Raw genomic sequence first — 26,904 nt, forward strand, 5'->3', positions numbered from 1 at the left:
TGGTAGTTACGCTACTTTGAATGAAGTGTGATAGTCACAAATGCCCATTGCCGGTTACTCACCCAATTTCTGTCGTTATCAAAAAGAATCTCAATAACTCATAATTACTTTATCCAAACACTCCTGTCCTAACTTGAATTTTTTACACTGCACCAGAAACAATTCAGCGCATGCAGCAGAATCGATAGCAGCAGAGTGTGCGGAATAGTTTGGCAAATTATGATGTCGTCGCAAATCACCTAGCTGATAACTCGTGTGGAGCTTGCTGCGAGCCGCGTAGCTAAAGCGCTTTTCTAGGGCCATGGTATCGATAAAGTAACAAGGAAAATCGTCAATTTGATAGGCTTGGCGTGTGAAGTTGTTGATAAATGCTTTTTCAATACTCGCATTATGAGCCAGTACAATCTTGCCTCGCATAGCATCGAGTAAGGTATCAAATGCCCTACCCATATCGGTCCCTTTGTTCGCCATCTTTGAGGTTATACCGTTAACCTCAGCGCTCGTCGCATTAATATGCTCGCCGTTATTCACATACAACTCAATGCTACTAGCTATGTTGATACCATCCATACTGCAACCAACACTGCCAATTGAGAGGATCTTGTCGCGTTCAAAATCAAGCCCAGTCGTTTCAAAATCAATTGCGATGAATTGCTGCTCTTCTAGTGGCTTTTCAAGTTTCGGCAAAGGGGTAGAAATATAACGCTTAATACTTTCGCTAAAGTGTGGCTGAACGGCCATGGATTGTCTTAGCTTTTCAGCACTAGGCCGACGTCTTTGTCTTAACCATTTGATCATCTCATTTACCCCACATTCAGAAACTTGATCTTCGCTACATCTTGCAGTTGAGCGATGATCTTAAATGCTTCTTTTAAGTGCTTTCGCTCAAAACTACTAAAATCGTCGGGAGAAATCTGGTTATTTGGCACTTTTCCCTCTTTTGCCGCCATAAGCTGGTGCCTAAAACGGACCTGACTGATAAATCGGTAGGCTTCAATGATGTTGTCGCAACTGTCTTGAGAAAGAGTGCCTTTTTCGACCGCATAACGAAACCTCTCTTCGGTTCCCGTCAAGCTTCCGCCCGCAGCGAGACAAAATATCCGCGCTAAATCGATAATAAGGTTGAGGGCGAATTTCTTTATATTGAGCGTATTAGTGTGATCTCCCCCTTTTTCCAACACTAAGCTATTAAAAATTCCCAGTGGAGGGTTCGTGGTGATCGCATCTCGTACCAAGGTAGATAAAAATCGCTGATTCTCATGTATTGCAGTATGCAGCGTGTTATGAAGCGTATCGACAAACTCTTTATTGCCGTGAATCGCTCGTATCTCTAAAAACACACTAATACTGAGCAAGCGGTTATACTCAGGGTTAGACACCCACTTGTGGTAATACTGCTTCCAACGCGAAATTGGTTGGCACCACTTAGGTGTCGCTGCCATATATTTGCCACTGCATAGTGGGTAGCCACACGCGTCCAAGCCATTACATACAATCATCGCTAAATGTAAAAAGTACGCGCGATCGGACTCTTTAGCGTCATCAGATAACACAATCGCACTATCTTGATCGGATAGCATGTGAACTTCGTTTCGAGCGTGAGAGCCTGCAACTAGCCACGCGTATTCGCATGGCGGTTGCCCGAGCTTCTCTTCACTAATCTGGATGATCCTACGAGTAAATGCATCCATGATCATTGACATTACCTGTCCCTGAACCTCTGCACTGACCCCACTCTCGACCAACGCTTGAAATATGTATTGCTTTTCCTGCTTAAGAGCGCCTAATGCCTCTATCGAGTCTGCGTATCTGATTTTTTCAATCAGAAACAGTGACTGAGTTTTGTGGTTATGTACTAAATGCGTGGTAGTAAGTAGACCAACAACCTGCTGGTCTTTTACAACCGGTAAGCATCGGATGTGGTACTGAAGCATCAAGGAGATGGCTTGGATAATTTTATCTTCATATTGTACCACCACTGGTGAACGGTTCATCACTGCAGTTATCGGTTGATCGGTATCGACTTCCGCAGCAATCACGGCTCGAGTCATATCTCTGTCCGTCACAACCCCTACAATGTCATTATTGTCCATTACCACTGCACATGAGCTAGGGTGTTTTCCACACATTTTCCTTGCTACGGCTTTGATCGGCGTTGTACTCGTCACAATAGTAATGTTCTCGCTAGCCACTTCACCCACAGCTTTAAAAAAAAACGGCTTGTCTTCCTTCGAAACTACATCGCGAGTAGCTTTATGCAGTCTATCTTTACTTTTGGAGGTAAAAAAATCGCTAAACTCTGGATTGGTTTGAGTAACAAGTTGAAGCTGCTCATGAGGGATCATATACAGGAGTGAATCTTCAACCGTATGAGCTTGATAACCATCTTCACTATCAACGAGTGGTTCTAAGAAAGTAAATCCAAACTGATCTTCTTCACCTAATCGTGCTTTGAGCTCACCGTTTGGTGAGCGTTGCTCTACGACCCCAGTTCTTATTAGGTAAAGATACCGCTTAGTACACAGGGCACTAAACTTAATGACTTCGTCTTTTTCAAGGTATTTGACTAACACAGTCGCCGCCAGTTGGTCCACAACGTCACTAGGCAGCTTGTCGAAAGGATCAATACGTTTTAAAAATTCACTTACATTAGGCGTAATAGAAGTCGTCATTTTTTCTCCTTAAAATAAACCAGCGTTTCATTAAATGAATCAGCGCCAAAAAAAAGCAGTTATTAAACTGCTTTTTTAAGGATTAAACCGGATAGTCGGTAAAACCCAGTTGTTTGGAGATACTTCGGCCGGCATCGTGAAGCAGTTCAATGTATCGGCCTTTTTTGTTTTCGTCGAATCGAATGGTTGGAAATGAGATGGAAACACCGGCAATGACTGTCCCGAATCGATCATACACCGGAGCGGCGATACACCGAAGACCAGGCTCTTGCTCTTCATTATCTTCACCGAAATGTTGCTCTTTAACCAACTTAAGCTCGTCAATAAACTGGTCAATACTCTCTAAAGTATTTGGGGTACTTTTTACAAACTCGGCGTCGGAGAGCTGATTACGGACATAGGCTTCATCACGCTCTGCCAATAATACTTTACCAATTGCGGTAGTGTGCAATGGGTTCCGTCGACCAACGCGAGAGTGCATGCGAAGCGCGTAGCTTGAGTCAATTTTATGTACATAGATGATAGTACCGTGGTCTAAAGCACCCAAGTGGACCGTTTCATTGGTCTCTTCTGAGATCAGGCGCATTTCTTTTTCCGCAATCGTCACCATGTCAACCCATTCCAAGGACTTGGACCCTAGCTCAAACATTTTTAGTGTAAGAGAGTATTTGTCAGCCTCGCCTTGCTGTGAAACATAACCTAACATTTTCATGGTTTGCAGAAATCGGTAAGTGGTCGCCTTAGACATCATCAAACGTTGAGACAGTTCAGATACGCCGACTTCCTTTTGGTCTCCTAAAGACTCGACGATATTGAATACTTTTAAAACCGACGATACTGCTTCTGGTTGGGTGGATTTGTCCATCAATTGCCCTTTTGAAAACTTGGATAAGAGAGTTATACCGATAAAATAGCATTTTTCATAATTTCTAAACAGTGTTTTAAAAAAATTAGAACTACTTAATGATCAGCTTCACAGAATAAACATTTTGGAAATTAAAACTGAAATGTCGTTTCAAAATTTATTTACAGCGTGATCGAAAATCTATATTGTATGACATAACAGAGTGAGCGATGCGCGATATCGCCACGTAATCAAACGTAACTAAGGATAAAAGCACTATGTTGAATTCATTCAATCTAGAAGGCAAAGTAGCGATTGTAACGGGTTGTGATACTGGACTAGGTCAAGGCATGGCACTGGGTCTAGCAGAAGCGGGTTGTAAAGTTGTCGGTGTAAACTACGTTGAACCAACTGAAACCATAGAAAAGATGGAAGCAGCTGGTCATACCTTTCTTGATGTACGTGCAAACCTACTTAAGCAAGAAGACATTCCAACCATTTTAGACAAAACTATAACCGAGTTTGGTCGTGTCGATGTATTGGTTAACAACGCAGGTATCATCCGCCGCGAAGACGCCATCGATTTCTCTGAACAGAATTGGGATGATGTAATGAACATCAACTCAAAGACTGTTTTCTTTATGTCTCAAGCAGTTGCAAAGCAGATGATCGCTCAAGGTAACGGCGGCAAGATCATTAATATCGCTTCGATGCTTTCGTACCAAGGCGGAATTCGTGTTCCATCTTATACCGCTTCCAAAAGCGCAGTAATGGGCATTACTCGTGCTATGGCAAACGAATGGGCGAGTCATAACATCAACGTCAATGCTATTGCGCCTGGCTATATGGCAACTAACAATACCCAAGCACTCCGTGAAGACGCAGAGCGTAGCCAATCAATTCTTGAGCGCATCCCTGCTAATCGTTGGGGCACACCTCAGGATGTTGCCGGTCCTTGTGTATTCCTTGCTTCTGCTGCTGCAGATTACATCAATGGCTACACGATCGCAGTCGACGGTGGTTGGCTCGCACGATAGCAATTGTAGGACAAGATGAACGTAGAGTTTACAGCACAGTTATTCGGACTAGTAAGCTTCGGCTTAGGGCTTTCAACTTTCTATCAGAAAGACGATCGCAAACTCAAAGTCATAATGCTACTACTAAACGTAAACCATCTTGTCCATTTTTTGTTGTTAGGGTCTTTACTTTCTGCGGTTGGAGCGGCGTTATCTGCTCTGAGAACTTATTGCGCAATTTATACTCGATCAATCTGGGTAGCCGCAATTTTTATTGGGGTAGGAGTGGCAAGTGGTACCGCATTAGCAGAAAACTGGTATCAGCTGTTCCCAATAGCAGGAACCATTATAGGGACCTATTCGATATTTTTACTCAAAGGCATTACTTTACGGATAGGCTTTTTACTCGGTTCAACTTGTTGGTTAGTAAATAACTTAATGGTCGGTTCAATCGGTGGAAGCTTGCTAGAAATATCGGTGATAGTCATGAATATCACCACAATTGTCCGTATCTATAGAGATAGGCAGCCTCTGCTTCAACAATAAGGTAAAACCATGTTTGTACATAACAATTCGCTCCCTCTTGAAGACCTTGGAGAGGGTATTTCGCGCAAAATACTTGCCCACAGTGAAAACATGATGGCAGTAGAAGTGCATTTTGAAAAAGGCGCGGTAGGCGCTTTACATACACACCCTCATGAGCAATTAACCTATGTGCTGTCAGGCAAGTTTGAGTTCACTATCGGTGACGAAATACAAGTCGTTGTTGCTGGTGACACCATGTATAAAGAACCCAATATTGAGCATGGCTGTGTATGCTTAGAAGCAGGTGTGCTGATTGATAACTTTACGCCAATGCGTAAAGACTTCATTCAAGAATAAAAAACTTTAAGATTAAACCAAGCAGAAAGACTGCAGGAGATTACAATGAAAATCGCACTAATGATGGAAAACAGCCAAGCAGGCAAAAATGCCATGGTAGCTTCTGAGCTGGAACATGTTGCTGTTCCTCTTGGTCATGAAGTGTTCAACCTTGGTATGACCGATGAAAATGACCACCATCTTACCTATATTCACCTTGGTATCATGGCAAGTATTTTGATCAACTCAAAAGCCGTAGATTTCGTAGTCACAGGCTGTGGTACTGGCCAAGGTGCTCTAATGTCTCTAAACCTTCACCCTGGTGTAACTTGTGGTTACTGTCTAGAGCCATCGGATGCCTTCCTTTACAACCAAATCAACAATGGTAACGCACTTTCTCTGGCGTTTGCTAAAGGCTTCGGTTGGGCGGGCGAGCTTAATGTCCGTTATATCTTCGAGAAAGCGTTCACTGGTGAGCGTGGCCAAGGTTACCCTGTAGAGCGTGCTGTACCACAGCAAGCCAATGCTGCCATTCTAAACCAAGTGAAAGCCGCGGTTGCTAAAGACAACATTGTGGATTCACTTCGCGCTATAGATCAAGATTTGGTTAAAACCGCTGTAGGGAGTGCACGTTTCCAACAGTGCTTCTTCGATCATTGCCAAGATGCAGAACTAGAAGCTTACGTACGCTCTCTACTAGATTGATTGAGAAACAACACTAAAAGCCAGTCTCTACTGGCTTTTTTTATTGCAAAGTAACGGACTAACATGACTACTCCAATAAAAATCGCAATCCTTGGTGAGTGTATGGTGGAGCTACGAACATCAAATGGGACGCTGGACCATGGTTTTGGTGGTGATACCCTCAACACGGCTACCTACATTGCTCGGTTGACTCATAAACATGGTATTGAAACTCAATACTTAACCGGTTTAGGCAAAGATCCCTTTAGCCGTAAGATGCTAGAACTATGGCAACAAGAAAACATTGCCACCGAACATGTGCACATTGACGACGAAAAAAATCCTGGTATTTACGCGATCGAAACGTCTGAAGACGGTGAGCGCAGTTTTTCTTACTGGCGCAATGATTCAGCAGCAAAGTTCTGGTTACGTCACTATTCGAATCAGCAGCTGATCGACACTTTATCGAACAATCACTGGATTTATCTTAGCGGTATCAGCCTTGCTATATTGCCTGAAGACTGCTTGAGCAAATTGATTAAAGTGCTTACCGCCTGCCATTCTAACGGCACAGCTATTGCGTTCGACAACAATTATAGACCGACTTTATGGCAAAACCGCGAGCGAGCTCAATCCGCCTATCGCCAAATCCTTGCGCTCACTAACATCGCTTTTCTCACTTTTGATGACGAAGTGTTGTTGTGGGGAGATGAGTCTGAGCAACAGTCGATCAATCGCGCTCGAGATCTGGGTGTATCAGAAATCGTAGTAAAGCGCGGTGCAGAAGCCTGCTTCATTGTTAGCGGTGATGACAAGTTTGAAGTTCCAGCAAACCTTATTGAAAACGTGGTTGATACGACTGCGGCAGGCGACTCTTTTAGCGGAGGTTATCTGGCTAAAAAGCTGATTGGTGGAACGCCAATTGAATCTGCTCAGGCAGGACACCTGCTGGCAGGGACAGTGATCCAACATTCTGGTGCGGTGATCGCAAAAGAATTTATGCCCATAATTTAAGGAATAATCAATGCAACCATTAGAACAGCGCCTCGCGCAAATTAAAGTGGTACCTGTCATCGCAATAAAAGATGCATCAAAAGCGGCAAAACTGGCAGAAGTACTGATTGAAAACGGCTTACCTTGCGCTGAAGTGACCTTTAGAACGGAGCAAGCTGCGGATGCGATAAAGGCAATGCGAAACGCCTACCCAGAGATGCTAATCGGATCAGGTACGGTGCTCACAAAAGCGCAAGTCGACGCCTCCATTGAAGCTGGGGTGGATTTTGTTGTTAGCCCAGGTCTAAATCCTAACATCGTTCAGTACTGTCAACAAAAACACGTGACTATCGTTCCTGGTGTTAACAATCCCAGTCTAGTAGAACAAGCGATGGAACTTGGGCTCAAAACACTGAAGTTTTTCCCAGCAGAGCCGTCTGGCGGTGTCAGTATGCTAAAAGCGCTAACTGCGGTATACCCTGTTCAATTTATGCCTACTGGTGGTGTTAATCCATCTAATGTGAATGACTACTTGGCGATTTCAAGCGTGTTTGCGTGTGGCGGCACTTGGATGGTTCCTACTCATCTTATCGACGACGAAAAATGGGAAGAACTGGCTGAGCTTGTCCGCAATGTAGCCGGAATTCTTGACCAATAATTAGAAATCCCCACTACTTGCACTTTGCTGCTAGTCCCTGTCTGTCTAGCAGCTTTTTTTTGCCTGCTAACATCACTTAAGTTGCGCATTACCCTCTCGTTTACACAGCACTTTTTTATTGTCCAGATCACAAAAACATACCCTTCAACTTTATTGAACCTACGTGTATGCAATAATGAAACAATGTTTTAAAAGAATCTCTCTTTAAATATAATTTAGGAAATAGGTTTAATAATGAATATCGACATGCTAGTTGTTGGTGTCTACTTTATCTTTATGATAGCGATAGGCATCATTTTTAAGCGTTTTGCTGGTAGCTCTACCAGTGACTACTTTCGTGGCGGCGGTAAAATGCTTTGGTGGATGGTTGGTGCCACTGCGTTTATGACGCAATTCAGTGCGTGGACATTCACTGGCGCCGCAGGTAAAGCGTTCACCGATGGTTTCCCAATTATGGTTGTCTTTATGGCAAATGCATTTGGCTTCCTACTATCGTGGATTTTCTTTTCGTACCGCTTTCGTCAAATGCGAGTAATAACACCGATTGAAGGCGTTCGTCGCCGATTTGGCGCAACCAACGAGCAAGTATTCACATGGGCAACTATGCCTACAAGCGTGGTTTACACAGGTATTTGGCTTAATGGTCTTGCGCTGTTTGTAAGTGCGGTATTTAAAGTTGATATTGAAACGACTATCGTTGTCACTGGACTTATCGTGCTATTCATCTCAGTTCTGGGTGGCGCATGGGGTGTGGTTGCGTCAGACTTTGTGCAGATGGTGGTTATCATGGCAGTCACCGTGGTGTGTGCCGTTGCGGCGCTGTTTAAGATTGGTGGTCCTTCAAACCTGATTGAGCAATTCCCTGCCGAAAGCATAATGGGTTCAGGTATGAACTATCCGCTACTGTTTGTCTCGTGGTTCATCTTCATGTTTGTGAAGCAGCTGCAAAACATTAATAATATGCAGGATTCCTACCGATTCCTAACGGCCAAAGACTCCAACAACGCTCGTAAAGCTGCATTACTCGCGTTCGTATTGATGTTAATTGGTCCCGCGATTTGGTTCTTGCCACCTTGGGTAACGGCAGTGATCTACCCTGAGGCTGCTACAGCACACGCGGCTGAACTGGGTGGTAAAGCGGCAGATGCTGTTTACCTAGTATTTGTTGAAAAAGCTATGCCAGTTGGTATGGTCGGCCTACTGATGTCTGCGGTATTTGCAGCCACCATGTCCTCTATGGACTCTGGTCTTAACCGTAACGCTGGTGTGTTTGTGCGTAACTTTTACGCCCCAATCATCAACAAGAATGCTGATGACAAAAAGCTAATGCGTGTGAGCCAATTGGTCACAATGGTATTTGGTGTATTGATCATCATGGTTGCGCTGTTTATTAACTCGCTTCGCGGTTTGAGTCTTTTTGATGCAATGATGTACGTAAGTACGTTACTTCAAATGCCAATCCTAGTGCCTCTATTCTTTGGTATGTTTATTAAGAAAACACCTGACTGGGCGGCGTGGGCAACACTTGTGGTAGGTATGTTCGTGTCGTACGTTGTTAGCTTTGTGTTTACTGCTGATGTCGTATCAAACCTACTGAACCTAGAATCTGGCTTTACCGCCCGTGAAGCATCGGATCTTAAAGTACTACTAGGCATTGTCGGACACTTGGTGATTACAGGTGGATTCTTCTGCCTTACTACTAAGTTCTACAAAGAGCCTGCAAACGAGCGCAAAACAGAGCTTGATAACTTTTGGTCTGATGTTGCAACCCCAGTTGTAGCTGATGAAGGTCAAGACGAGATGGATCGTCAACAACGCAGCATGCTTGGTAAACTGATCTTAGTCTTTGGTTGCCTTGTATTCTCTATGGTTCTCATCCCTAACCCATTCTGGGGTCGCATGGCATTTGTTTTCTGTGCCGCTGTGATTGTGACCGTAGGTGGCCTACTGCTTAAAAGTGCCGCAAAAGGTGATGCCTTAACGCCACAGACAGCAAGTTAATCGTTTGAAACCAGAGGGTAGTGACCCTCTGGTTTTCTTTGATTTTTTTGAATCCACTTAAGATACACTAAATCACTCACCTACAAGGTTTGAAAATACATCACTATGCTGATCAAAATAACAACCAAAGTAACAAGATAAACCATATTGTCGCTCATCTTCTTCATCAGCATAGAAGATACAGGAACCCCAACGAAAGAACCCACCAGAAACCAAATTGCCGTGATAACATCTGTCTGACCGCCTTTAGCGTACCCAAGCGCCGCTATTGTTGACAAAAATAGCGCCAATACGACAGAAGAACCAACCGCCTTTTTAATATCTAAATGAAGAACATTATTAAGAATAGGTAAAAGAAGAACCCCACCACCTACACCGGTAGAACCTAGAACAGATCCACAGAAAGCACCAGAAATAATTGTTTTCCTTTTACTAGGTTTAATATTTGACGCTATGCTTACTTCTTTATTGCTACTTAAATATTTCCTTAACACAGACGCCAGCGAACCAATCATTACTGACGCGACTAACATTGTGACTACTGACTGGGTGAGCTCTCCATAGACAGGGTGATGGTTAAAGAAAACTACCGCTTGCGTTACCAAGATGGTGACGGGAACCGCACCAATAAATAACGTCATGACTTGTCGCCAAGAAACGTTGCGCGATCTAACGTGAGCAATAGATGCATTGACTTTTACCATAGCTGAAATTGTGCTAGCGGTACCTACTGCCAGTACCGGTGCCATACCACAGAAAACCTGCAACATGGGTATCAAAAGAACCCCGCCACCCACACCGGTTAGGCCTAAGCACAAACCAAAAATACACCCCAATGTCATTTTCAACACCACCGCATCGGCGGCTAAAACCTCTGACAGAAAAGTATTCATATCCATTAACAACACCAGTAAGATTATAATTCAATTAGATACCTGAATTTTATTTCACCGACTTATAAAACATTTATGATAGTGGTCATATTTAGAAAAATAAAAAGCTGATATATTAATTAATGTAAACTTACTGGGTTATATATTCACTGTGCATAACGAACATAGACTAATTGAAACCGAATCACAGAAGACTTGTTTAAAGAAAAAACAAGTCATTTATGAAAGTGGTCAAGATGCGAATGGTTTTTATTATGTGACCAAAGGATTGATTGGCCTGTATCAGGTAACAAAAACCGGTAAAGAGTCGCTTCTTAGAATTTATGGGCCAAACACCTATTTCGGCTATCGGTCTCTTTTTACCCAGCAATCGTATCCATCAACTGCGAGAGCGATGCTCGACAGTGAAGTGGTTAAGTTTGGCATTAACGATTTTCAGTCGCTCAACAAGTTATCACCGGTTCTGGCCAATTTTTTGATGCAGGAAGTCTGTATTGAACTGGGAGAAGCGGAAAAGAGGCTTATGCAGTTTAATTCCTTTAATGCTAAGAAACGGATCTTAGATACGTTGTATTATTTCTTTGAAATGTACCCTAAATACCCTTGGACTTATCGTGAGATTTCGGAATACAGTGGAACTGATATTGCTACTGTAATTCGTTATTGCAAGACGTTAAAAGAATCTGGTGTTCTCGAAAACTCAACACGCAAACCAAAGCCGGTAACCTTGCAACAACTTGAGATATTTAAAGACTCTGTTGTATAAAATGAAAAAATTGGCGAGCAACCTTTCTTCTTCCAGTTTGCTCGCTTCAACACAGGATCGCACCAATGCCCCCTATCCCTAATTGTCACGTGATGGCAAAGCCATCTGGATCGGTATGCAACATCGATTGTGACTACTGTTTCTATTTAGAAAAAGATCAGCTCTATCCAGAAAGGCAGAGCAACTGGCGTATGAGCTTCGAAACTCTAGAGCAGTTCGTTAAACAGCACATTGAGGCGCAGCAAACTGACGAAGTGCACTTTGCATGGCAAGGAGGAGAGCCGACTTTGCTGGGGCTTAGCTTTTACAAAAAGGTCGTAGAGCTTTGCGAAAAGTATGGAAAGGGAAAAAACATCCACCACGGCTTTCAAACCAATGGGTTATTAATCAACGATGAGTGGTGTCAGTTTTTCAAACAGCATAACTTTCTTATTGGTGTGTCAATTGACGGTCCCGAGCACTTGCATGACTGTTATCGAAAATCTCGCAGTAATAAGGGAACACACGCAAAAGTCGTCAGTGCCATTGAGTTACTCAAAAAGTATCAAGTCGAGTTCAATACCCTTACCGTAGTTAATGCTCGCAACGTAAAACAACCTGTTGAAGTATACCAATTCCTGAAAAGTATCGGCTCGACTTACTTGCAATTTATTCCTCTGGTTGAAAGAGAGGCATTACAGGATCCGGATGCCAACCATGATAGCGCTGTGCTGCTCGCAAGTCCTGGTGAACCTTTAGCGAAGATGACAAGCTGGTCCGTAGACTCTGATGAGTTTGGTCAGTTCCTCAACACCATCTTTGATTATTGGGTAAGGCATGATGTCGGCCAAACCTTTGTGCAGATGTTCGACTCTACGCTCAACACCTGGCTTGGAAACCCTTCGACTATGTGTGTGACCGCATCGCAATGTGGTCACGCCTTTGCCTTAGAAGCCAATGGCGATCTTTACCAGTGTGACCACTATGTTTACCCAGAGTACAAGCTTGGTAATATCCACCAGCAAACCATTTTTGATATGAACAACAGCGATGAAGCGATTAAGTTTGGTCAAGACAAACGCACTCATCTAAACCAAAAATGCGTTGACTGTCGTTATCGATTTGCCTGTCACGGCGGTTGTCCTAAGCACCGTTTCGAGCGAGGCCCTTCAGGAAAACCTGATCATAATTACCTATGCTCTGGCTACTTCAAGTTCTTCGCTCATACAGAAAAACCCATGCAGTTTATGGCGAGTTTGATTAAACAGCGTCAATCCCCGGCGCAAATTATGAGCTATCTTGCCCAGCAACAAACACAACAGCAGCAGTTTGCTAAAACACAGAGTGTTGGCCGAAACGATGCTTGCCCTTGCCAAAGTGGCAAGAAATTCAAGCGTTGCTGCGGTTAGTTGCAGTGTTTCTAACCCCTTAAAAGAATAACGAGTAAAAATGAAAACAGTAGCACTATTACTAAGCGCCGGTTTCGAAGAAGGTGAGGCGATTAATGTTGTCGACGTATTGCGTCGCCTTCAAATATCTGTAACCACCCTATCTTGTGATGCTACGCTCGAACTTACCTCTTATCACGATGTAACAATTAATGCCGACGACTTTCTTTCTCAGCATGTTGAAAACAGCTTTGACGCCGTAGTATTAGTGGGAGGTCCACCAAATACTGACAAGCTCGGTAATTATCTAGAAGCAGTTGATTTTATTGAGCGCCACATCCAACAAGGTGCTTACATTGCAGCCTTGTGTTCTTCAGCGGCAAAAGTGTTAGCAAAAAACCGCCTTCTTGGCTCTCACCGCTACGTCTGCTGTGGTCAATTCTATAAAGATTATGACGATGGACAGTATGTCGCCCAACCTGTGGTGATTGACGGGCAGTTCATTACAGGACAAGACTATGGCTACACCCTCGATTTTGCGTTTGCGTTAGCCGAAGCGTTATTGGGTGACAAACGAACTCGCGCAAGGGAGATAAACGATGTCGATTGGGTATGTAATCACATCAACTATCGACGCTTCACCGATTACTAAGCGTTAAGCACAACCTGACAAAAATTAAGCCTTCCAAATGGAAGGCTTTTTCGTTTTAAGGTCTGATAATCAAGTTAAAGCGCTTCGACATACAGATTTTTAATTTCATCTGCGGTAGGAACACGAGGGTTGCCCCCTAAACATGGATCCGCTAACGCTTTGTCAATCCACATATCAATGTCGGCTTCTTTGATACCTAAAGCTTCAAAACCGCTTGGGATTTTGACTTTATCTGATAGCTCTTGAATCAACTTCACGGCGAGTTGAGCGCCACTTTCGTCGTCCAGATCCAGGGTTTTACCTGACATCACTTCCGCAATACGCTTATAGCGCTCTGGAACTTGCTGGGCGTTGAACTCACAAACGTGTGGCAACAAAATTGCGTTACACACCCCGTGTGGTAAATCGTGAGTGGCACCTGGTTGGTGCGCCATTGCATGAACCAATCCCAGCCCAGCACTGTTAAACGCCATGCCCGCTAGGTACTGACCACAAGCCAGTTTCTCGCGCGCCTCTATGTTTTCTCCGTCTTCAACTGCCACTGGTAGCCATTGGCTAATCAACTTAATCGCTTCCGCTGCCGTAGGTTCAGTAAGCGTATGATTGCCTGGTGTGACAAAGGCTTCAATAGCATGAGTCAGTGCATCCATACCAGTTGAGGCAGTAACGTGCGATGGCAAGCCAATCATTATCGTTGGGTCGTTAACCGCGATGTCTGGGATTTGCTTATCGTCAATAATGACCATTTTGGTTGAGGTAACTGTATCGGTGATCACCGAGTTTGAGGTCATCTCAGCCGACGTCCCGGCGGTCGTGTTGATTGCGATGAAAAAGTCACCCGAGTTTTTCACTTTGTTGATACCGTTGTAATCGCAGATATCGCCATCGTTAGAAACCATAACTCGAATCGCTTTCGCACAGTCTATAGGACTACCGCCACCGACAGCAATAAAGCAGTCACAGTCATTATCCAGATAAGCCTGCTTACCCTCGCGTACTAATTCGGCGGTTGGATTTGGGGTAACATGGCCAAACAGTACAGACTCAACATTATGTTTAGAAAGTGTCTGGGTGACTTTGTCAGTTAAGCCCAGCTTAACAATGGTTTCATCTGTAACTAATAGCGGTTTTGAATAACCTGCGCCGATTAAGTTTTCAATCGATTCCTCAATTGCGCCGACGCCAACCAACGCTAACTTTGGCATTTTAAGTGCAAATGTCATCTAATACTCCAATTATATTATTTACGAAAATGGGATAGACCCTCACCAAAATACCGAACGACTTTTGCCTAATTCGATACGAGCATAGTAGGGAGAGTCTATAAGGGGGAAGGTAAATAATCCCCTAACAGGGCAGGACACCCTGTTAGGGTAAATTGGCTGAGTTATACCACCTCAATCTCAGGCTCTTTGTCCTCAATCTGCTTAATTTTATCAAGTAGCTTCTGGCGTAATTCCGCTTTAACTTTCGCGTAACGGCTATCGCTGACAACGTTATTCAGCTGGTACGGATCGTCTTCAAGGTTATATAAAAACTCTTCTTTATAGACGTCATGATCTTTCACAGAAATGCCGCTCACATCCGGAGCAGAAACAGAATAGGTCCACTTATCGGTACGGATAGCACGACCCACTTGAGACTCACTGATTTGGATAAACGTCTCATTATTGTTGCTGTCTAGATCGCCCTCTTTGTACATGCTTTGCAGCGGTTTACCTTGCATGTAATCAGGCACCTTAATCCCCGCAGCATCCAGTAGCGTTGGAACCACATCAATAATACTTGCATGCTTATCAATCACCTGACCACCTTGCGCCGTTGGGTCGTAAACGATAAACGGGATTCGAATCGATGCATCGTGGCAAGAGCGTTTGTATTCGCTATTACGAGTTTTAAAGTGCGAACCATGATCGCTTAGGTAAATGATGATGGTATTGTCATCAATGCCCTTATCTTTGATGGCTTGGCGAATTCGACCAACATTTTGGTCTAGATTATGACAGCATCCCAAGTAGTCTGGGTACTCCGTAGCCCAGTCACCATCAACAAATGGCTCTAGGTCTTTCGGCACTTTAAAGTCGGCCCACTCATCTTTTGATCCGTGTGGACCTTCATAGGTCTTGCGATCATTTTGATGATGCGGCTCAAGGTAAGACAAGAATAAGAAAAATGGCTCGTCTTTATCGTAATCGGTGATGTAATCAGCAGTGAGGTCGGTCAGGAAATCAGCGCGATAAACATCTTCGTCCCACTCTACTTTGTTACCATCGATATCAAACATGAAGCCGCCATAGCCATGTGACGTACCCTCAAGAATGTCTGATGCTACCCAAAAATCTCGATAGCCACCACGGTACTGCTTAGGAATTGCGGTAAAACAGTTATCAATGGTTTCACCAATTGCATCTTCATCTGCTGCAACAACAAACCCTTCATGAGAAGTATTGTTTGAAGCAAGATGCCACTTGCCTACGTAGCCCACATCGTAGCCTTCATCAGACAAAAAGTGCGCGACCGTTTTCTTACCCTCCGGCAAGATAATGTCATTGCGAAAACAGCCCGTTTCTGTAGGGTACAAGCCGGTTTGCATGGTTGAGCGAGTCGGCCCACAGACAGGGTTTACCGTAAACGCACGTTCAAAGCGAACACCTTCGTTGGCAAGCTGGTCAAGATTAGGGGTGACTGGCAGTTCCTGACCATAACAACCTAGGGTATCCCAACGTTGCTGGTCACTAAAAATCACGACTATATTTGGTCTTTTCATTTTCAATCCTTCTTGTTTCACGTTAGTCGCCACGTATTACGCTAAGTAAAATACGTTTTTAAGCTCTATGGATTTCGGGCTAGTGTCGGCGTTGGTTTCCATAATATCTTGCATGTAACCCCACCACTCACGGCAAGCATCGGTTTTAGAAATTTGCTGCCACTTTTCTTCAGACTCAAGTTCAACATAGCCAAACAAAAAACCTGTTTCTTCATCAAGAAAAATAGAATAGTTCGCAGCGCCCGACTTCTTAATCTCTTCCACGAGAGCAGGGAAAACGTTGTTATGTCTATCGATATACTCTTGGTACTTATCTGCATAGACTTGAAGCTTAAATGCTTTACGAATCATGTCCGCTCCTAACTCAATGCTTTGTCATTCAAGGTCACAGAAAACGCGCTCTCTAGCTGCTTAAACTCTGAGGTTTGAATGGTTTGACGTTTGCCGCCCATCGACAGCACTTTAACCAAGATTTCTGCGGCTTTTTCCACCGTATCCATTAGGCCAAATGCCAAGCTGAGATCTTCAGCAGAGCAGAATGTGCCATGGTGAGCCCAAATGGCAACATCGTATTTCTTCATTAGCTCACTAGTGTGTTTTGCAATGTCGTTACCACCAGGCACCATCCACGGAACGATGCCAACACCGTCTGGGAATACCACTGGGCACTCTGTAGCCATTTCCCAAAGCTCGCGAGTAAATAACTCATCTTCGAGGGGCAATACAAAAGTCAGTGCAATTAGGTTTGTGGTATGAGAATGCATCACTACGCGGTGTAACCCACCTGACACATCCACTTTAACTGCGTGATTCATTAAGTGGGCAGGCAGTTCACTGGTCGGGCGCGCACCATTGTCTAGCCCCCAAACGACTTGGTACTGGGTTCCATCATCAGAGATTCGAATAATCCCCGCGTTGTTCTTAATGTCGCCATCGACATTGCGAAAGTACTTGCCACTGCCGGTAACAAGGAAGTGTTCTCCGGCTAGATTAGCGACCTCGACACCAATGTCCTGCCATGGAGCTGACTCGTTGAAGTACTCAGAGGCGAGTGCTACGTTTTCGTCCTCAATACGGTACGACAGGTTGCCACCATTTCTTTCATGCCAGCCTTTTAACCAAGCATCCAAAGTGGTTTTCTTGAACTCTTTGATAAATTGTAGATTTTCCATGATCACACTCGCTCACGCAGTACGCTTTCTTCGTACGTTAACACCTCTTGGAACCAATCTTCTTGAGCAGGAACACCGCTGATTTCACAGAAATAGTTCCAAATATCACCTAGTGGATAGGTTTTTAGCTCCTCCAACATCACTAAGCGGTCAGTGAATTTGCCATCATCTTGATATTGCGAAAGTGCATCATGAGGCATTAGCATTGCTTCGAGCAGTGCTTTTTGCATGTTGCGTGTGCCTAACACCCAAGCCGCGACTCGGTTAATGCTGGCGTCAAAGAAATCTAAACCAAGGTACGTTTTGTCTAGCGCATCGGTGCGTACTAGCTCTTTTGCGATTTCGCGAACCTCATCGTTGAGTGTAACGACGTGATCGCTGTCCCAGCGCACTGGACGAGTCACGTGAAGCGCCAACTCATCTTGATACAGCAGCATCGATGAAATCTTATCTGCAACTGATTCGGTTGGGTGATAGTGGCCATTGTCAAGTAGACACAGTTTATTGTTTGCCACGGCATAGCCCATGTAAAACTCGTGCGAGCCTACCGTGTAAGACTCAACGCCTATACCAAAGACTTTGGACTCCACAGAATCTTTGTTGAATCTTTCATCCACCTCAACGGCAAAGATTTGATCCAGTGAATCTTTGAGGCGCTGGCGAGGCGCAAGGCGATCGCTTGGGGTATCTTTAAAACCATCAGGGATCCAGATATTGGTCAAACACGTTTGCTCAAGCTCTTTACCGAAGTACTCACCAATTTTTCGAGAGGCAATACAGTGTTTTACCCAAAAATCACGGATTTCTTTGTCTGGGTGTGACAGAGTAAGGCCGTCTGAGGCTTTTGGATGAGAAAATAAACTAGGGTTAAAGTCCAAACCTAAAGAGCGCTCTTTCGCCCACTCAACCCAACCAGCAAAATGCTCAGGGAGCAGTTCATCACGCTCAACTACTTTTCCGTCGGTTTCGGCGTATAGTGCGTGTAAGTTGATTTTGTGGGTACCTGGAATAAGACTGAGGGCTTTGTCTAAGTCTGCACGAAGCTCAGTTGCTCCGCGCGCTTTACCTGGGTAATTTCCGGTAGTAGAAATACCACCGGACAATGCATTTTGTGCGACCTCAAATCCTGTCACATCATCGCCTTGCCAGCAGTGGATAGACACTTTTACTTGTTGCAGCTTCTCAAGTACTAGGTCAACGTTAATTCCCCACTTTTCATACAAACTTTTGCTCGCTTGATATCTCTTCGCTATTTCGTTATTCATTTATTTTCCTTTATAGAGCGCTTTGTCTAATTATTTGTTTAGCAGATGACAGATTGTCTATTTCGTTCACTGCTATCATTTGTGTCACGATGTTGCCTATCCCTGTCGCCTCGACTGGGCCGACAATGACTTCTTTGTTGGTTTCTTCTCGGATCAATTCATTGAGAAATTGGTTTTTGCAACCACCACCAATAATGTTGATTTTATTAACGTTTTTCCCAGTGATGTCGGTGATTTCATTGATGTGTTTGGCGTAGCAAATGGCGAGGCTTCTGTAGACACACACACTCACTTCTCCAACAGATTTTGGCGGTACTTGGTTTGTTACTTTGCAATAGCTAACGATCTCTTCAATCATGTTGTCGCTGACAAAAAAACGCTCATCACTGACGTCAATGGTTGATTTAAAATCGCTGGCCTCTTTTGCCAGTTGGGCAAGCTCTGCAAAGCTGTATCGGTTCTCAAGATTTCTAGCGACCTCTTGAATTATCCACAGCCCCATGATGTTTTTTAGAAAACGAAATCGCTTATCAAAACCACCTTCGTTGGTGAAATTTTTCAGTCTAGAGTTTTCTGTGAGAATCGGCTTGAACAGCTCCATACCGAGCAGTGACCAAGTACCTGAACTTAGGATCACCCCGTCGTCTTCAATGTCTAACATGCTTGCAATGAACGCCGACCCGGTATCGTGAGTCGGCGGCAAGATGACTTCACAATCAAAGCCAACGCTGTCGATAATCTCTTGTTGTAAACCACCAATTTTTGTAAGTGGCGGAAGCGCTTTAGAGAACACATCTTTGTTCAAACCCGTTAAACGAATGAGGTCTTCGTCCCAGTCATCGTTCTCAACGTTATACAATTGTGTGGTGGTTGCATTGGTGTATTCATTCACCTTTTTACCTGTTAACAAATAGTTCAGGTAATCAGGGATCATCAGGAATGACTTAGCTTTTGTTTTGTACTCTGCTGAGGTTTGAGTAAGCTGACAAATGGTATTGAAGTCCATAAATTGAATACCCGTTTTCGCATACAGCCTTTCACTCCCTATTTGCGAAGAAACCTGAGTCATTACTCCACTGGTGCGTTTGTCACGGTAAGACACTGCATTTCCAAGAGGTCTATCACTCTCATCCAGTAGTACAAAGTCCACTCCCCAGGTATCGATACCCAAGGTGGTAGGCGCTTTACCAAGCTTCTTACATTTTTTTAGGCCAGCAATGATTTCTGTAAACAGATAATCTAGGTCCCAGCACAGCTCACCACTCAAATTCGAGATTTCGTTGCTAAACCGGTAAACCTCTTCCAGTTTTAGCTCCCCCTTATCAAGGTGGCCCAGCAAATGGCGCCCACTAGAAGCCCCGATATCTATCGCCAAAAAATAGTTCATTACTACCTCCATTACTCTCTAGGCTAAAATTATAGGTAGCTGCTAGTAACGAAGAAATGCATAGCTTTGCCCTTTAAAAGGTCATTTTTTGCTACAAAAGCAACAGCTAAGCATTCGCTTTATCAAGCAGGAGATATACTCCAAAATTATCCATTTAGGAGGACCTGGAAGTTCGCTAGGTCCTCAAATTTCCATTGCTTGAACTTGGTAAGGCTAAAAACCAACTGTGCTCTAAGGCCAATAAATAGCTGATTTTTCTACACCATTATTGACCATGATCACAATCAAAACGTCGTTTCAATATCACCTATTCATACGATATTTAATTAGTTGTAGACTGCAGTAGTTGCAAAAATTGAACTTTATAAAGTCAATTTTTGCAACACTTATTCACAAGTTGAACATTGCAATACGGGAATTGATTATGGATAGAGGGTTATACGATTTTATTGAAAAAATGAAACCTCGTAATAAAGAGGAGGAAGGCATCATCAATAGCAGCTGTGGTATCGATAACACCATTTTTGCTGATAGGTATCGAAAAACCATCTCGTTCGACAAAGTGGCTCCCGCGGGCAAGTTGGTGTCCATTCGCAAACACACACGCTTTATTCACTACCCCGCTCACAGCCATGATTACGTTGAAATTTGCTACATCTTAAGCGGTCAATCCATTCAAAACATAGAAGGGGAAAGAGTTGAGTTAGCAGCAGGTGATCTGTTATTTCTTGGGCCTGGCGTAATTCATGAAATTCTTCCCTCAAATGAAGAAGATATAGCGGTTAATTTTATTATCCATAAAAAGTTCTTTAGCTATATCTTCGAGTTCATCAATGAAGATTGCAGCCTATCTAATTTTTTCACCGATGTGGTATTCAAACGCTCTTCTGCATTGGCACTTATTTTTTCAACCAAAGACAACGATAACCTAGAGCAGTTGTTGGAAGAGATCCTGTCAGAGTTGGCTGAAGATACGGATCTAACCGAGCCAAGACTAAAATTTTTGCTTGGCTTAATGATCTTAGATCTCTCCCAAGAAAAACCCACTAAAGTGAAAAAGGTGTCTTACGATCAAGGGATCCTCGCTATCGTGATCACCTACATAGAGAAAAATCTAAAAAACGCCAATCTTAACGAAATATCCGATGAGTTGAATATAAAGAACTACAATCTCTCCAAACTGATCAAAAAAGAAAGCGGTGTCACATTTAACACCCTACTTCGAGAAATAAGGCTGGGTAAATTCTGCGAACTGATTAAAGTGAAAAACGTAAGTATCAATGACCTTGCGATTGAAGTTGGCTTTTCAAACACCAGCGACTTCTACAAAAAATTTAAAGCAAAATACGGTATTTCACCACGTGAATATCGCAATACGCAGTAGAATGATAAGTCATTGTTGACTCTTTATAAATTTAACTTAAAGTTTGTCATTGATCAAAAAGGACGCCATATTAAGTTGACCATATGGCGTCAATTTGGGAAGAAACTATAATCTTTGGTAGTAGTTTTCATTAGTTTATAACACTAGGATACACCTTCTATAAACCCACATATTAATTTGAATCGGCCTTAATGTTTGTTCCCTTGGGACCATCATATTGGTATTTAAACCATTCAACATCGAGATAACCGTTTTCATCTTTTTCGTTCCAAGTAAAGAACCCAAGCCTATCACCTGTCCAATTACCAAACTCCAACGTAAAGTCTGGTCCAAAACGTTGATAGCTTGAGCCATCCTCGCTGTATTCAAAATGCGCTGTTGATTTGTTATTTCGTGTGCGGACGAAAATTTTGTCATGAGTAAAAACATCACCCAATAAAAACTCACCATTTTTATCCATAAAGAAGATATTCTTGACACCGTCAGCATCTACTTTAATACCAAACAAGTTAGCAGTACCTCCAAAGCGAGCAAAACCTCCCAGTTGATCAGCACACATGCCAGTCAAATCAAACTTGGCCTCTGCAATACCAAAGGTTGTACCCATTCCACGCTGGCTCAATGTGTTACAGGCTCGCCAAAACTTAATATCGGACCCATCTTCATTAGTCCATTGGTTGGTTGTTGGGCCAACATTGTCATTGTTGGGTGGCAATTTGCTGGCATGTAATCTCAGCCTTTGCTGCTCAGGTAACAACTGCCAGTGACTGTCTCTTGGGTCATGATTCCACTCCCACTGCGGCCCCAGTTCAATCCCAGTGAAGTCATCATCTGACAAAGGTGCTGTGATCGGATGTCCCTGAATCGGCTTTGTATAGCGTTTAACAGGCTCACCGATACCATCATTGTTTTCATCCTCGCCAATTAGAGGCCAGCCATCTTGCCAAGTAACTGGCTCCAAGCACTGGGCACGCCCCTGAAACGGTTCGTCATCATTTTGAACTAGCTGGTGCATATACCACCACGACTGATCGGGTGCTTGCATCAATGCCCCTTGGCTGGCGCTTCGATGACCAAAGTGGCGCCCTTTTTGCAGGACGACTTTTTTCTCATAAGGACCGTAGATACTGTCTTCCGAACGTAATACCACTTGTTTTCTATCATTTTTGGGGTTTTTAACTCCTAACCCTGTAGCAGGGTCTCCGATGGTCCACTCAGAAATAAATAAGTACCAAGTGTTATTAATTCTATAGATTTTAGCCGCCTCAGCACCTATCCCTGTATAAACCACTTTACCCTCATCTAGGATTTGGAGGCCATCCCAACTCATCTCATACAGCCGGTTCTCATTTCCTTCTGCTTGGCTATTTTCGTTCTCTTGACGACGACCAGTGTTCACTAGCAGGTAGGCTCTTTTTGTGTCATGATCCCAATACACTGCGGGGTCATCCATCACCAACTCAGTCGGCAGCAGTATCACAGGAGCACTCCAAGGTCCTCGAATATCTTTTGCCGTTGTCACCATTAGACCGTGCTTGTAATCCACTTGATAGATATACCAAGTGCCATCGTTGTAGGCTAAATCTCCCGCCCATACCCCAAAAGAGTAACCATTCATTCGGTCCCAATTATATTCTGGCCCCCAAGAAAGGTTTGAAAAACCAAAGCCAGCATTAGTCCAGTTCACCATATCTTTAGATTCTAAAATTGGCATACCTGGAGACATATGTTGTTTGGAGGTGATCATATAATAGGTATCACCGACTTTCTCTATATCAGAGTCTGGATAGTCCGCGTTTAAAACTGGGTTAATATATGTGCCATCTCCTTGATCCCCCCAGCTTCCAACATGGCCAAATTTATTATTTTTCTCTTTAGGCAAAACACACTCCTTACATTAAATATCAGCAATAAAAACCCACTTAATAAAACCATAACAACAATCAAAGAATCTCATAAAAGAATATCTTTCAAAATAATAGATATTTATTGTTTTATCTAGGCTATTCAAAGTGAGCCAATTCATGGCTCACTATTATCAGTTTTCTCTGTGTTACTCCTAATTCAACTTAGAAGTTACGTATTTTCTACTTGTTTGTAGTTCTCTACTTCGTCTTTATATTGAACGGACTTAACGAGTAATAAGCCTACTCCGAAGACAATCGCTCCACACAATACGAAGATGAATCGTCCACCAATAGTGTTCGGTAATACAAACAGGACCATAATGCCTATTCCCACCGCCGCGATTAACGTACCCAGCATTCTGCGCTGTTTGTTGTCCAAAGCAGTTTGGCCATCACCCTCAGCAACTACTGGGGTGCGCAGATTCTCAAAGAAGTTCTCCACCTCTTTTTGTCTTTCACTTGGTAGTGGTTTGTAGAACAAGGTGGATAAGCAGAAGAAACCTGCGGTAAAGATCAAGTGGGAGGCTAAGCTAAGTGTTACTTTAAAGTCACCTAACTCACGTGCTGTAAGGTCTGTCATTCCAAAAAACTCCCCTACAGAAGCGATGTCCAGTTGGAAGCCAACCACGTATGACACGATACCACCCATTATCAAAGTCCCCCATGCAGCCCAATCTGGTGTCTTCTTAATAAAGATACCTAGCAAAGCAGGAATGGTCATTGGCACACCGATCAAAGCTGACACGTACATCATGGTGTCAAATAAGCTTAGACCACGGAGCGAATTGATAAACAGCGCCACCAAAATGATAAGGCAACCAAATACCGCTGAGCTTATCTTAGAAACCGTTACCAACTCTTTCTCGCCAGCGTTTGGGCGCAGCACTGATTGATAAAAGTTCTTAACAAAGATACCTGAGTTTCTGTTGAGCCCAGAATCCATAGAGGACATAGTTGCAGCGAACATCGCAGACATTAACAAACCAACCATCCCCACAGGCATATACTCTGTCACAAAGTACAAGTAAACAAAGTCACCCGCTTTACGACCTGCATCAGGGTATACCGCGTTCATGTCCACTCCTTGTCCGGCGAGGAACCAAGACGGAATAAACCATAAAACTGGACCAACCGTCATCAGAAAACATGCCAAAAGAGCAGCCTTGCGTGCACTGTTGGAGTCTTTTGCCGCCAAGTAGCGGTACGAGTTCAATAGGTTGTTGGTGATACTGAACTGCTGCAAGAACATGAACACAACCCATAGGAAGAAAATAGAGATATAGTTTATGTTGTTGCCCGAGACAAATGACATTCCCTCATCAACTGGGAAGTTGCTAACAATCTCGCTAACACCGCCACCATGAATGATTGCAACAATTGCACAAGTTGTGGTGACCGCCATAATCACTGTCATTTGCATGAAGTCAGAGGCGATGACCGCCCAAGAGCCACCCGTAACCGACATCACCAAAACCACTAGGCCGGTAACAACGATTGTTGCTTCCAAATCAAAGCCAAATAAGCCAGAAGCGATAACCGCCAAGCTATTTAGCCAGATACCTGCAAAGATGATCCCATTTGGCATTGATGACCAAGTAAAGACCTGCTCATTAGTTTTTCCAAATCGGATACGGATCGCCTCAATGATGGTAACCACGCGTAGCTGCCGACATCTAGGAGCAAAATACACATAGTTCATTAGGTAACCAAGCGCGTTACCTACAAATATAAATGCCACAACAAAGCCATCTTGAAACGCTTTACCCGCGGCACCGGTAAATGTCCAAGCACTAAACTGTGTCATAAAGGCAGTTGCGCCCACCATCCACCAGAGCATGTTACCGCCACCACGAAAATAGTCACTGGTTGAATTGGTAAACTTTCTAAACATCCAGCCAATTACTATAAGAAATAGGAAATAAAATCCTATAATTAGTATATTCAGATCCATTGTCACGTCCTTATTATATAGATATTCGAGTCAGGTAAATAAATGCAGACAAACCATTAGCTCGCAGTAAATAGCATCGTCTATTTCACGAACTAATAGGAAAATCTACATGTTCATTTTTATTTTCTATTACCAGAATAGGTCTCTGTGACCTATCGCTCTTAATACCGCTTCAAAGTAGTAGTAGTCACCATATGGCAACATTGCATTAGCCAAGTTTTCTTGGTCTCTTAATAGTGCGTGTGGTACCGAGGAAGCCGAATCAGATAACAAGCCTTGAGCTGATTCATTATCAGTAAGGTCATATTTATCTCTAAGCGCGCACAGCATATCCATCGCGACACCTTGATACCGCTCAGCCTTAGCAAACTCCCCATACTCTTCAAACAGATTGGCTAGAATAAACAATCCCGCAGAGGTTACTGCTCCGGCCGAAGTGTCTTTGTATTGGATCTCGTTTGCAGGTAGTAAGTAGTCCCAAACAGGCACGAGATCATCGGTGATTTTTTCCAGCATATACTCTGCCAGTTTCGCACTAGTTTCCGCATACTTGCGATCCCCTGTCATCAGTGCCAGTTGAGCGTAACCATGAATCGCCCAAGCTTGCCCGCGACTCCAACAAGATTCATCTGCGTAACCTTGGTGGGTCTTTCCACCAATTGGCGAATTGGTTGTAGGATCAAAGTCATAGGTATGGTAAGTGCTGTAATCACCTCGAATAATGTATTTCATGCACGTCTCAGCGTGGCCAATAGCCACCTGTTTATAGGTTTCATTGCCCGTCTCGCTGTATGCCCACATCAACAAAGGCAGGTTCTCCATACCATCGATAATGATTTTGCCCTGCACGCTCTCAGCGTGTTTTTTATTACCGCTTCCCGCAGTCCAAGCTAAGATGTACTCTCCATTCCAGTTGTAACGGCTGCGCAATGCCTCTGCCGCTTTAATCGCTAAACTTTTGGCTTTTTCATTCCCCGTAAGTTTGTAATCAGCGACAGCCGATAAGCTAAATTCAAATCCAAGATCATGATTTAACCAAAGTGGTGTATCGAGTATTTTCTTTAGGTGAGCATTACGCATCCTTGCCATATTTTTATACTCTTGCTTACCTGTAATCATATAGGCTAGCCACAGTTCTCCTGTCCAAAAAGAATCTGTCCAAAAATAGTCCTTTGGGTACTCCCACGAAAAATCTGTGGCAGATTTACCAATCATTGGGTTTCTCGCACCAATAATTGGAGCATTACGTTCAATACTGCTAAGAATATCTTCTTTTATGCATTCAAGATGAAAATTATTGTTATTACTATCAATTTTTTTAAATACCACGTTAACCCTCTCTCAATAGTCGGATATAAAAATAATCCACCAACTAATTTTCCTAATATTCAACTTTACTATCGCTCACTTGTTATTCTGCCACTCTCACTGCCGCATAACTGTGACCCTATTCGCACTAATGAAACGATACACAAATAATGAAACGTTACATTGAGTGACTGCGTTTAGTGATGCCGATGCAAAAACCTAATCTATTACTAATACCAAAAGTATCAGAATGATTAACGTTACTTAAAGATAGTTAAAAGCATTAAAAATCAGCAACCTAAGCTCGAAATATAATGAAACTGTCTTAACCAGTTAATCAACATGTACTTGAGGTC

The 26,904-nt window shown here is 43.4% G+C and carries 24 protein-coding genes; 11 read left to right on the top strand and 13 right to left on the bottom strand.

Features of this window, described 5'->3' with window-relative positions; translation table 11 throughout:
- Positions 1 to 90 precede the first annotated feature (90 nt).
- The 3 genes from ST37_RS02730 to kdgR all read right to left on the bottom strand — a co-directional run bounded on the left by ST37_RS02730 (position 91) and on the right by kdgR (position 3,537).
- On the bottom strand, positions 91 to 798 hold the full coding sequence (locus ST37_RS02730) for an exonuclease domain-containing protein (protein WP_084883605.1): 708 nt from the start codon (positions 796 to 798) through the stop codon (positions 91 to 93).
- Positions 799 to 803: 5 nt separating this feature from the next.
- Entirely contained in the window at positions 804 to 2,672 is a 1,869-nt protein-coding gene (locus tag ST37_RS02735) for a DUF294 nucleotidyltransferase-like domain-containing protein (protein ID WP_084883607.1), read from the bottom strand.
- Between the two features lie 82 nt (positions 2,673 to 2,754).
- A complete protein-coding gene (gene kdgR / locus ST37_RS02740; protein WP_084883609.1) occupies positions 2,755 to 3,537 on the bottom strand; it encodes a DNA-binding transcriptional regulator KdgR in 783 nt (260 codons plus the stop codon).
- A gap of 257 nt (positions 3,538 to 3,794) precedes the next feature.
- Between kdgR and kduD the strand changes: the two genes are divergently transcribed.
- The 7 genes from kduD to ST37_RS02775 all read left to right on the top strand — a co-directional run bounded on the left by kduD (position 3,795) and on the right by ST37_RS02775 (position 9,729).
- Complete coding sequence (gene kduD, locus ST37_RS02745) at positions 3,795 to 4,553, top strand: 2-dehydro-3-deoxy-D-gluconate 5-dehydrogenase KduD (RefSeq protein WP_084883611.1); 759 nt, start codon at positions 3,795 to 3,797, stop codon at positions 4,551 to 4,553.
- Positions 4,554 to 4,568: 15 nt separating this feature from the next.
- Complete coding sequence (locus tag ST37_RS02750; RefSeq protein ID WP_084883613.1) at positions 4,569 to 5,078, top strand: YgjV family protein; 510 nt, start codon at positions 4,569 to 4,571, stop codon at positions 5,076 to 5,078.
- Positions 5,079 to 5,087: 9 nt separating this feature from the next.
- Positions 5,088 to 5,414: a cupin domain-containing protein gene (locus tag ST37_RS02755; protein WP_084883615.1), complete on the top strand. Its 327-nt coding sequence runs from the start codon at positions 5,088 to 5,090 to the stop codon at positions 5,412 to 5,414.
- 45 nt (positions 5,415 to 5,459) lie between these two features.
- Positions 5,460 to 6,098: an RpiB/LacA/LacB family sugar-phosphate isomerase gene (locus ST37_RS02760; protein ID WP_084883616.1), complete on the top strand. Its 639-nt coding sequence runs from the start codon at positions 5,460 to 5,462 to the stop codon at positions 6,096 to 6,098.
- Between the two features lie 63 nt (positions 6,099 to 6,161).
- On the top strand, positions 6,162 to 7,091 hold the full coding sequence (locus ST37_RS02765) for a sugar kinase (RefSeq protein ID WP_084883618.1): 930 nt from the start codon (positions 6,162 to 6,164) through the stop codon (positions 7,089 to 7,091).
- 10 nt (positions 7,092 to 7,101) lie between these two features.
- On the top strand, positions 7,102 to 7,728 hold the full coding sequence (locus ST37_RS02770; RefSeq protein ID WP_084883620.1) for a bifunctional 4-hydroxy-2-oxoglutarate aldolase/2-dehydro-3-deoxy-phosphogluconate aldolase: 627 nt from the start codon (positions 7,102 to 7,104) through the stop codon (positions 7,726 to 7,728).
- Between the two features lie 234 nt (positions 7,729 to 7,962).
- The gene (locus ST37_RS02775) at positions 7,963 to 9,729 is read left to right on the top strand and encodes a sodium:solute symporter family protein (RefSeq protein ID WP_084883622.1); all 1,767 of its coding nucleotides are present in this window, start codon (positions 7,963 to 7,965) and stop codon (positions 9,727 to 9,729) included.
- Positions 9,730 to 9,809: 80 nt separating this feature from the next.
- Here the strand turns inward: ST37_RS02775 and ST37_RS02780 are convergent, their stop codons facing one another.
- On the bottom strand, positions 9,810 to 10,628 hold the full coding sequence (locus ST37_RS02780) for a sulfite exporter TauE/SafE family protein (RefSeq protein WP_084883623.1): 819 nt from the start codon (positions 10,626 to 10,628) through the stop codon (positions 9,810 to 9,812).
- 145 nt (positions 10,629 to 10,773) lie between these two features.
- On the opposite strand from ST37_RS02780, the gene ST37_RS02785 reads away from it, so the two are divergent.
- The 3 genes from ST37_RS02785 to ST37_RS02795 all read left to right on the top strand — a co-directional run bounded on the left by ST37_RS02785 (position 10,774) and on the right by ST37_RS02795 (position 13,407).
- Complete coding sequence (locus ST37_RS02785) at positions 10,774 to 11,388, top strand: Crp/Fnr family transcriptional regulator (protein WP_172400918.1); 615 nt, start codon at positions 10,774 to 10,776, stop codon at positions 11,386 to 11,388.
- A 65-nt stretch (positions 11,389 to 11,453) separates the two neighbouring features.
- Complete coding sequence (locus ST37_RS02790) at positions 11,454 to 12,776, top strand: anaerobic sulfatase maturase (RefSeq protein ID WP_084883627.1); 1,323 nt, start codon at positions 11,454 to 11,456, stop codon at positions 12,774 to 12,776.
- Positions 12,777 to 12,816: 40 nt separating this feature from the next.
- Positions 12,817 to 13,407 (top strand): DJ-1/PfpI family protein, encoded by a 591-nt coding sequence (locus ST37_RS02795; RefSeq protein ID WP_084883629.1) that lies wholly within the window; start codon positions 12,817 to 12,819, stop codon positions 13,405 to 13,407.
- A gap of 74 nt (positions 13,408 to 13,481) precedes the next feature.
- Here ST37_RS02795 and ST37_RS02800 read toward each other — a convergent pair whose 3' ends face one another.
- From ST37_RS02800 to rhaB, 6 genes are all read right to left on the bottom strand, one after another.
- Positions 13,482 to 14,630: an iron-containing alcohol dehydrogenase gene (locus tag ST37_RS02800; RefSeq protein WP_084883631.1), complete on the bottom strand. Its 1,149-nt coding sequence runs from the start codon at positions 14,628 to 14,630 to the stop codon at positions 13,482 to 13,484.
- Between the two features lie 164 nt (positions 14,631 to 14,794).
- On the bottom strand, positions 14,795 to 16,174 hold the full coding sequence (locus ST37_RS02805; RefSeq protein ID WP_084883633.1) for a sulfatase-like hydrolase/transferase: 1,380 nt from the start codon (positions 16,172 to 16,174) through the stop codon (positions 14,795 to 14,797).
- Positions 16,175 to 16,210: 36 nt separating this feature from the next.
- Complete coding sequence (gene rhaM, locus ST37_RS02810) at positions 16,211 to 16,525, bottom strand: L-rhamnose mutarotase (protein ID WP_084883634.1); 315 nt, start codon at positions 16,523 to 16,525, stop codon at positions 16,211 to 16,213.
- 8 nt (positions 16,526 to 16,533) lie between these two features.
- Positions 16,534 to 17,346, bottom strand: coding sequence for a rhamnulose-1-phosphate aldolase (gene rhaD / locus ST37_RS02815; RefSeq protein WP_197687441.1), 813 nt, complete (start codon positions 17,344 to 17,346; stop codon positions 16,534 to 16,536).
- 2 nt (positions 17,347 to 17,348) lie between these two features.
- Positions 17,349 to 18,611, bottom strand: coding sequence for an L-rhamnose isomerase (rhaA, locus tag ST37_RS02820; protein ID WP_084883637.1), 1,263 nt, complete (start codon positions 18,609 to 18,611; stop codon positions 17,349 to 17,351).
- Between the two features lie 10 nt (positions 18,612 to 18,621).
- Positions 18,622 to 19,998 carry a rhamnulokinase gene (rhaB, locus tag ST37_RS02825; protein WP_084883639.1) on the bottom strand — a complete coding sequence of 459 codons (1,377 nt, stop codon included), beginning with the start codon at positions 19,996 to 19,998 and terminating at the stop codon, positions 18,622 to 18,624.
- 424 nt (positions 19,999 to 20,422) lie between these two features.
- Between rhaB and ST37_RS02830 the strand changes: the two genes are divergently transcribed.
- Positions 20,423 to 21,382, top strand: coding sequence for an AraC family transcriptional regulator (locus ST37_RS02830; RefSeq protein WP_084883640.1), 960 nt, complete (start codon positions 20,423 to 20,425; stop codon positions 21,380 to 21,382).
- A gap of 172 nt (positions 21,383 to 21,554) precedes the next feature.
- On the opposite strand, the gene ST37_RS02835 is transcribed toward ST37_RS02830, so the two are convergent.
- From ST37_RS02835 to ST37_RS02845, 3 genes are all read right to left on the bottom strand, one after another.
- Positions 21,555 to 23,264, bottom strand: a complete 1,710-nt coding sequence (locus ST37_RS02835; RefSeq protein WP_084883642.1) for a glycoside hydrolase 43 family protein — start codon at positions 23,262 to 23,264, stop codon at positions 21,555 to 21,557.
- Positions 23,265 to 23,458: 194 nt separating this feature from the next.
- Entirely contained in the window at positions 23,459 to 25,240 is a 1,782-nt protein-coding gene (locus tag ST37_RS02840; RefSeq protein ID WP_084883644.1) for a sodium:solute symporter family protein, read from the bottom strand.
- A 129-nt stretch (positions 25,241 to 25,369) separates the two neighbouring features.
- Positions 25,370 to 26,569 carry a glycoside hydrolase family 88 protein gene (locus tag ST37_RS02845; RefSeq protein WP_242426202.1) on the bottom strand — a complete coding sequence of 400 codons (1,200 nt, stop codon included), beginning with the start codon at positions 26,567 to 26,569 and terminating at the stop codon, positions 25,370 to 25,372.
- Between the last annotated feature and the right edge of the window lie 335 nt (positions 26,570 to 26,904).

The organism is Vibrio sp. qd031 (genome assembly GCF_002100145.1).
Classification (GTDB): Bacteria; Pseudomonadota; Gammaproteobacteria; order Enterobacterales; family Vibrionaceae; genus Vibrio.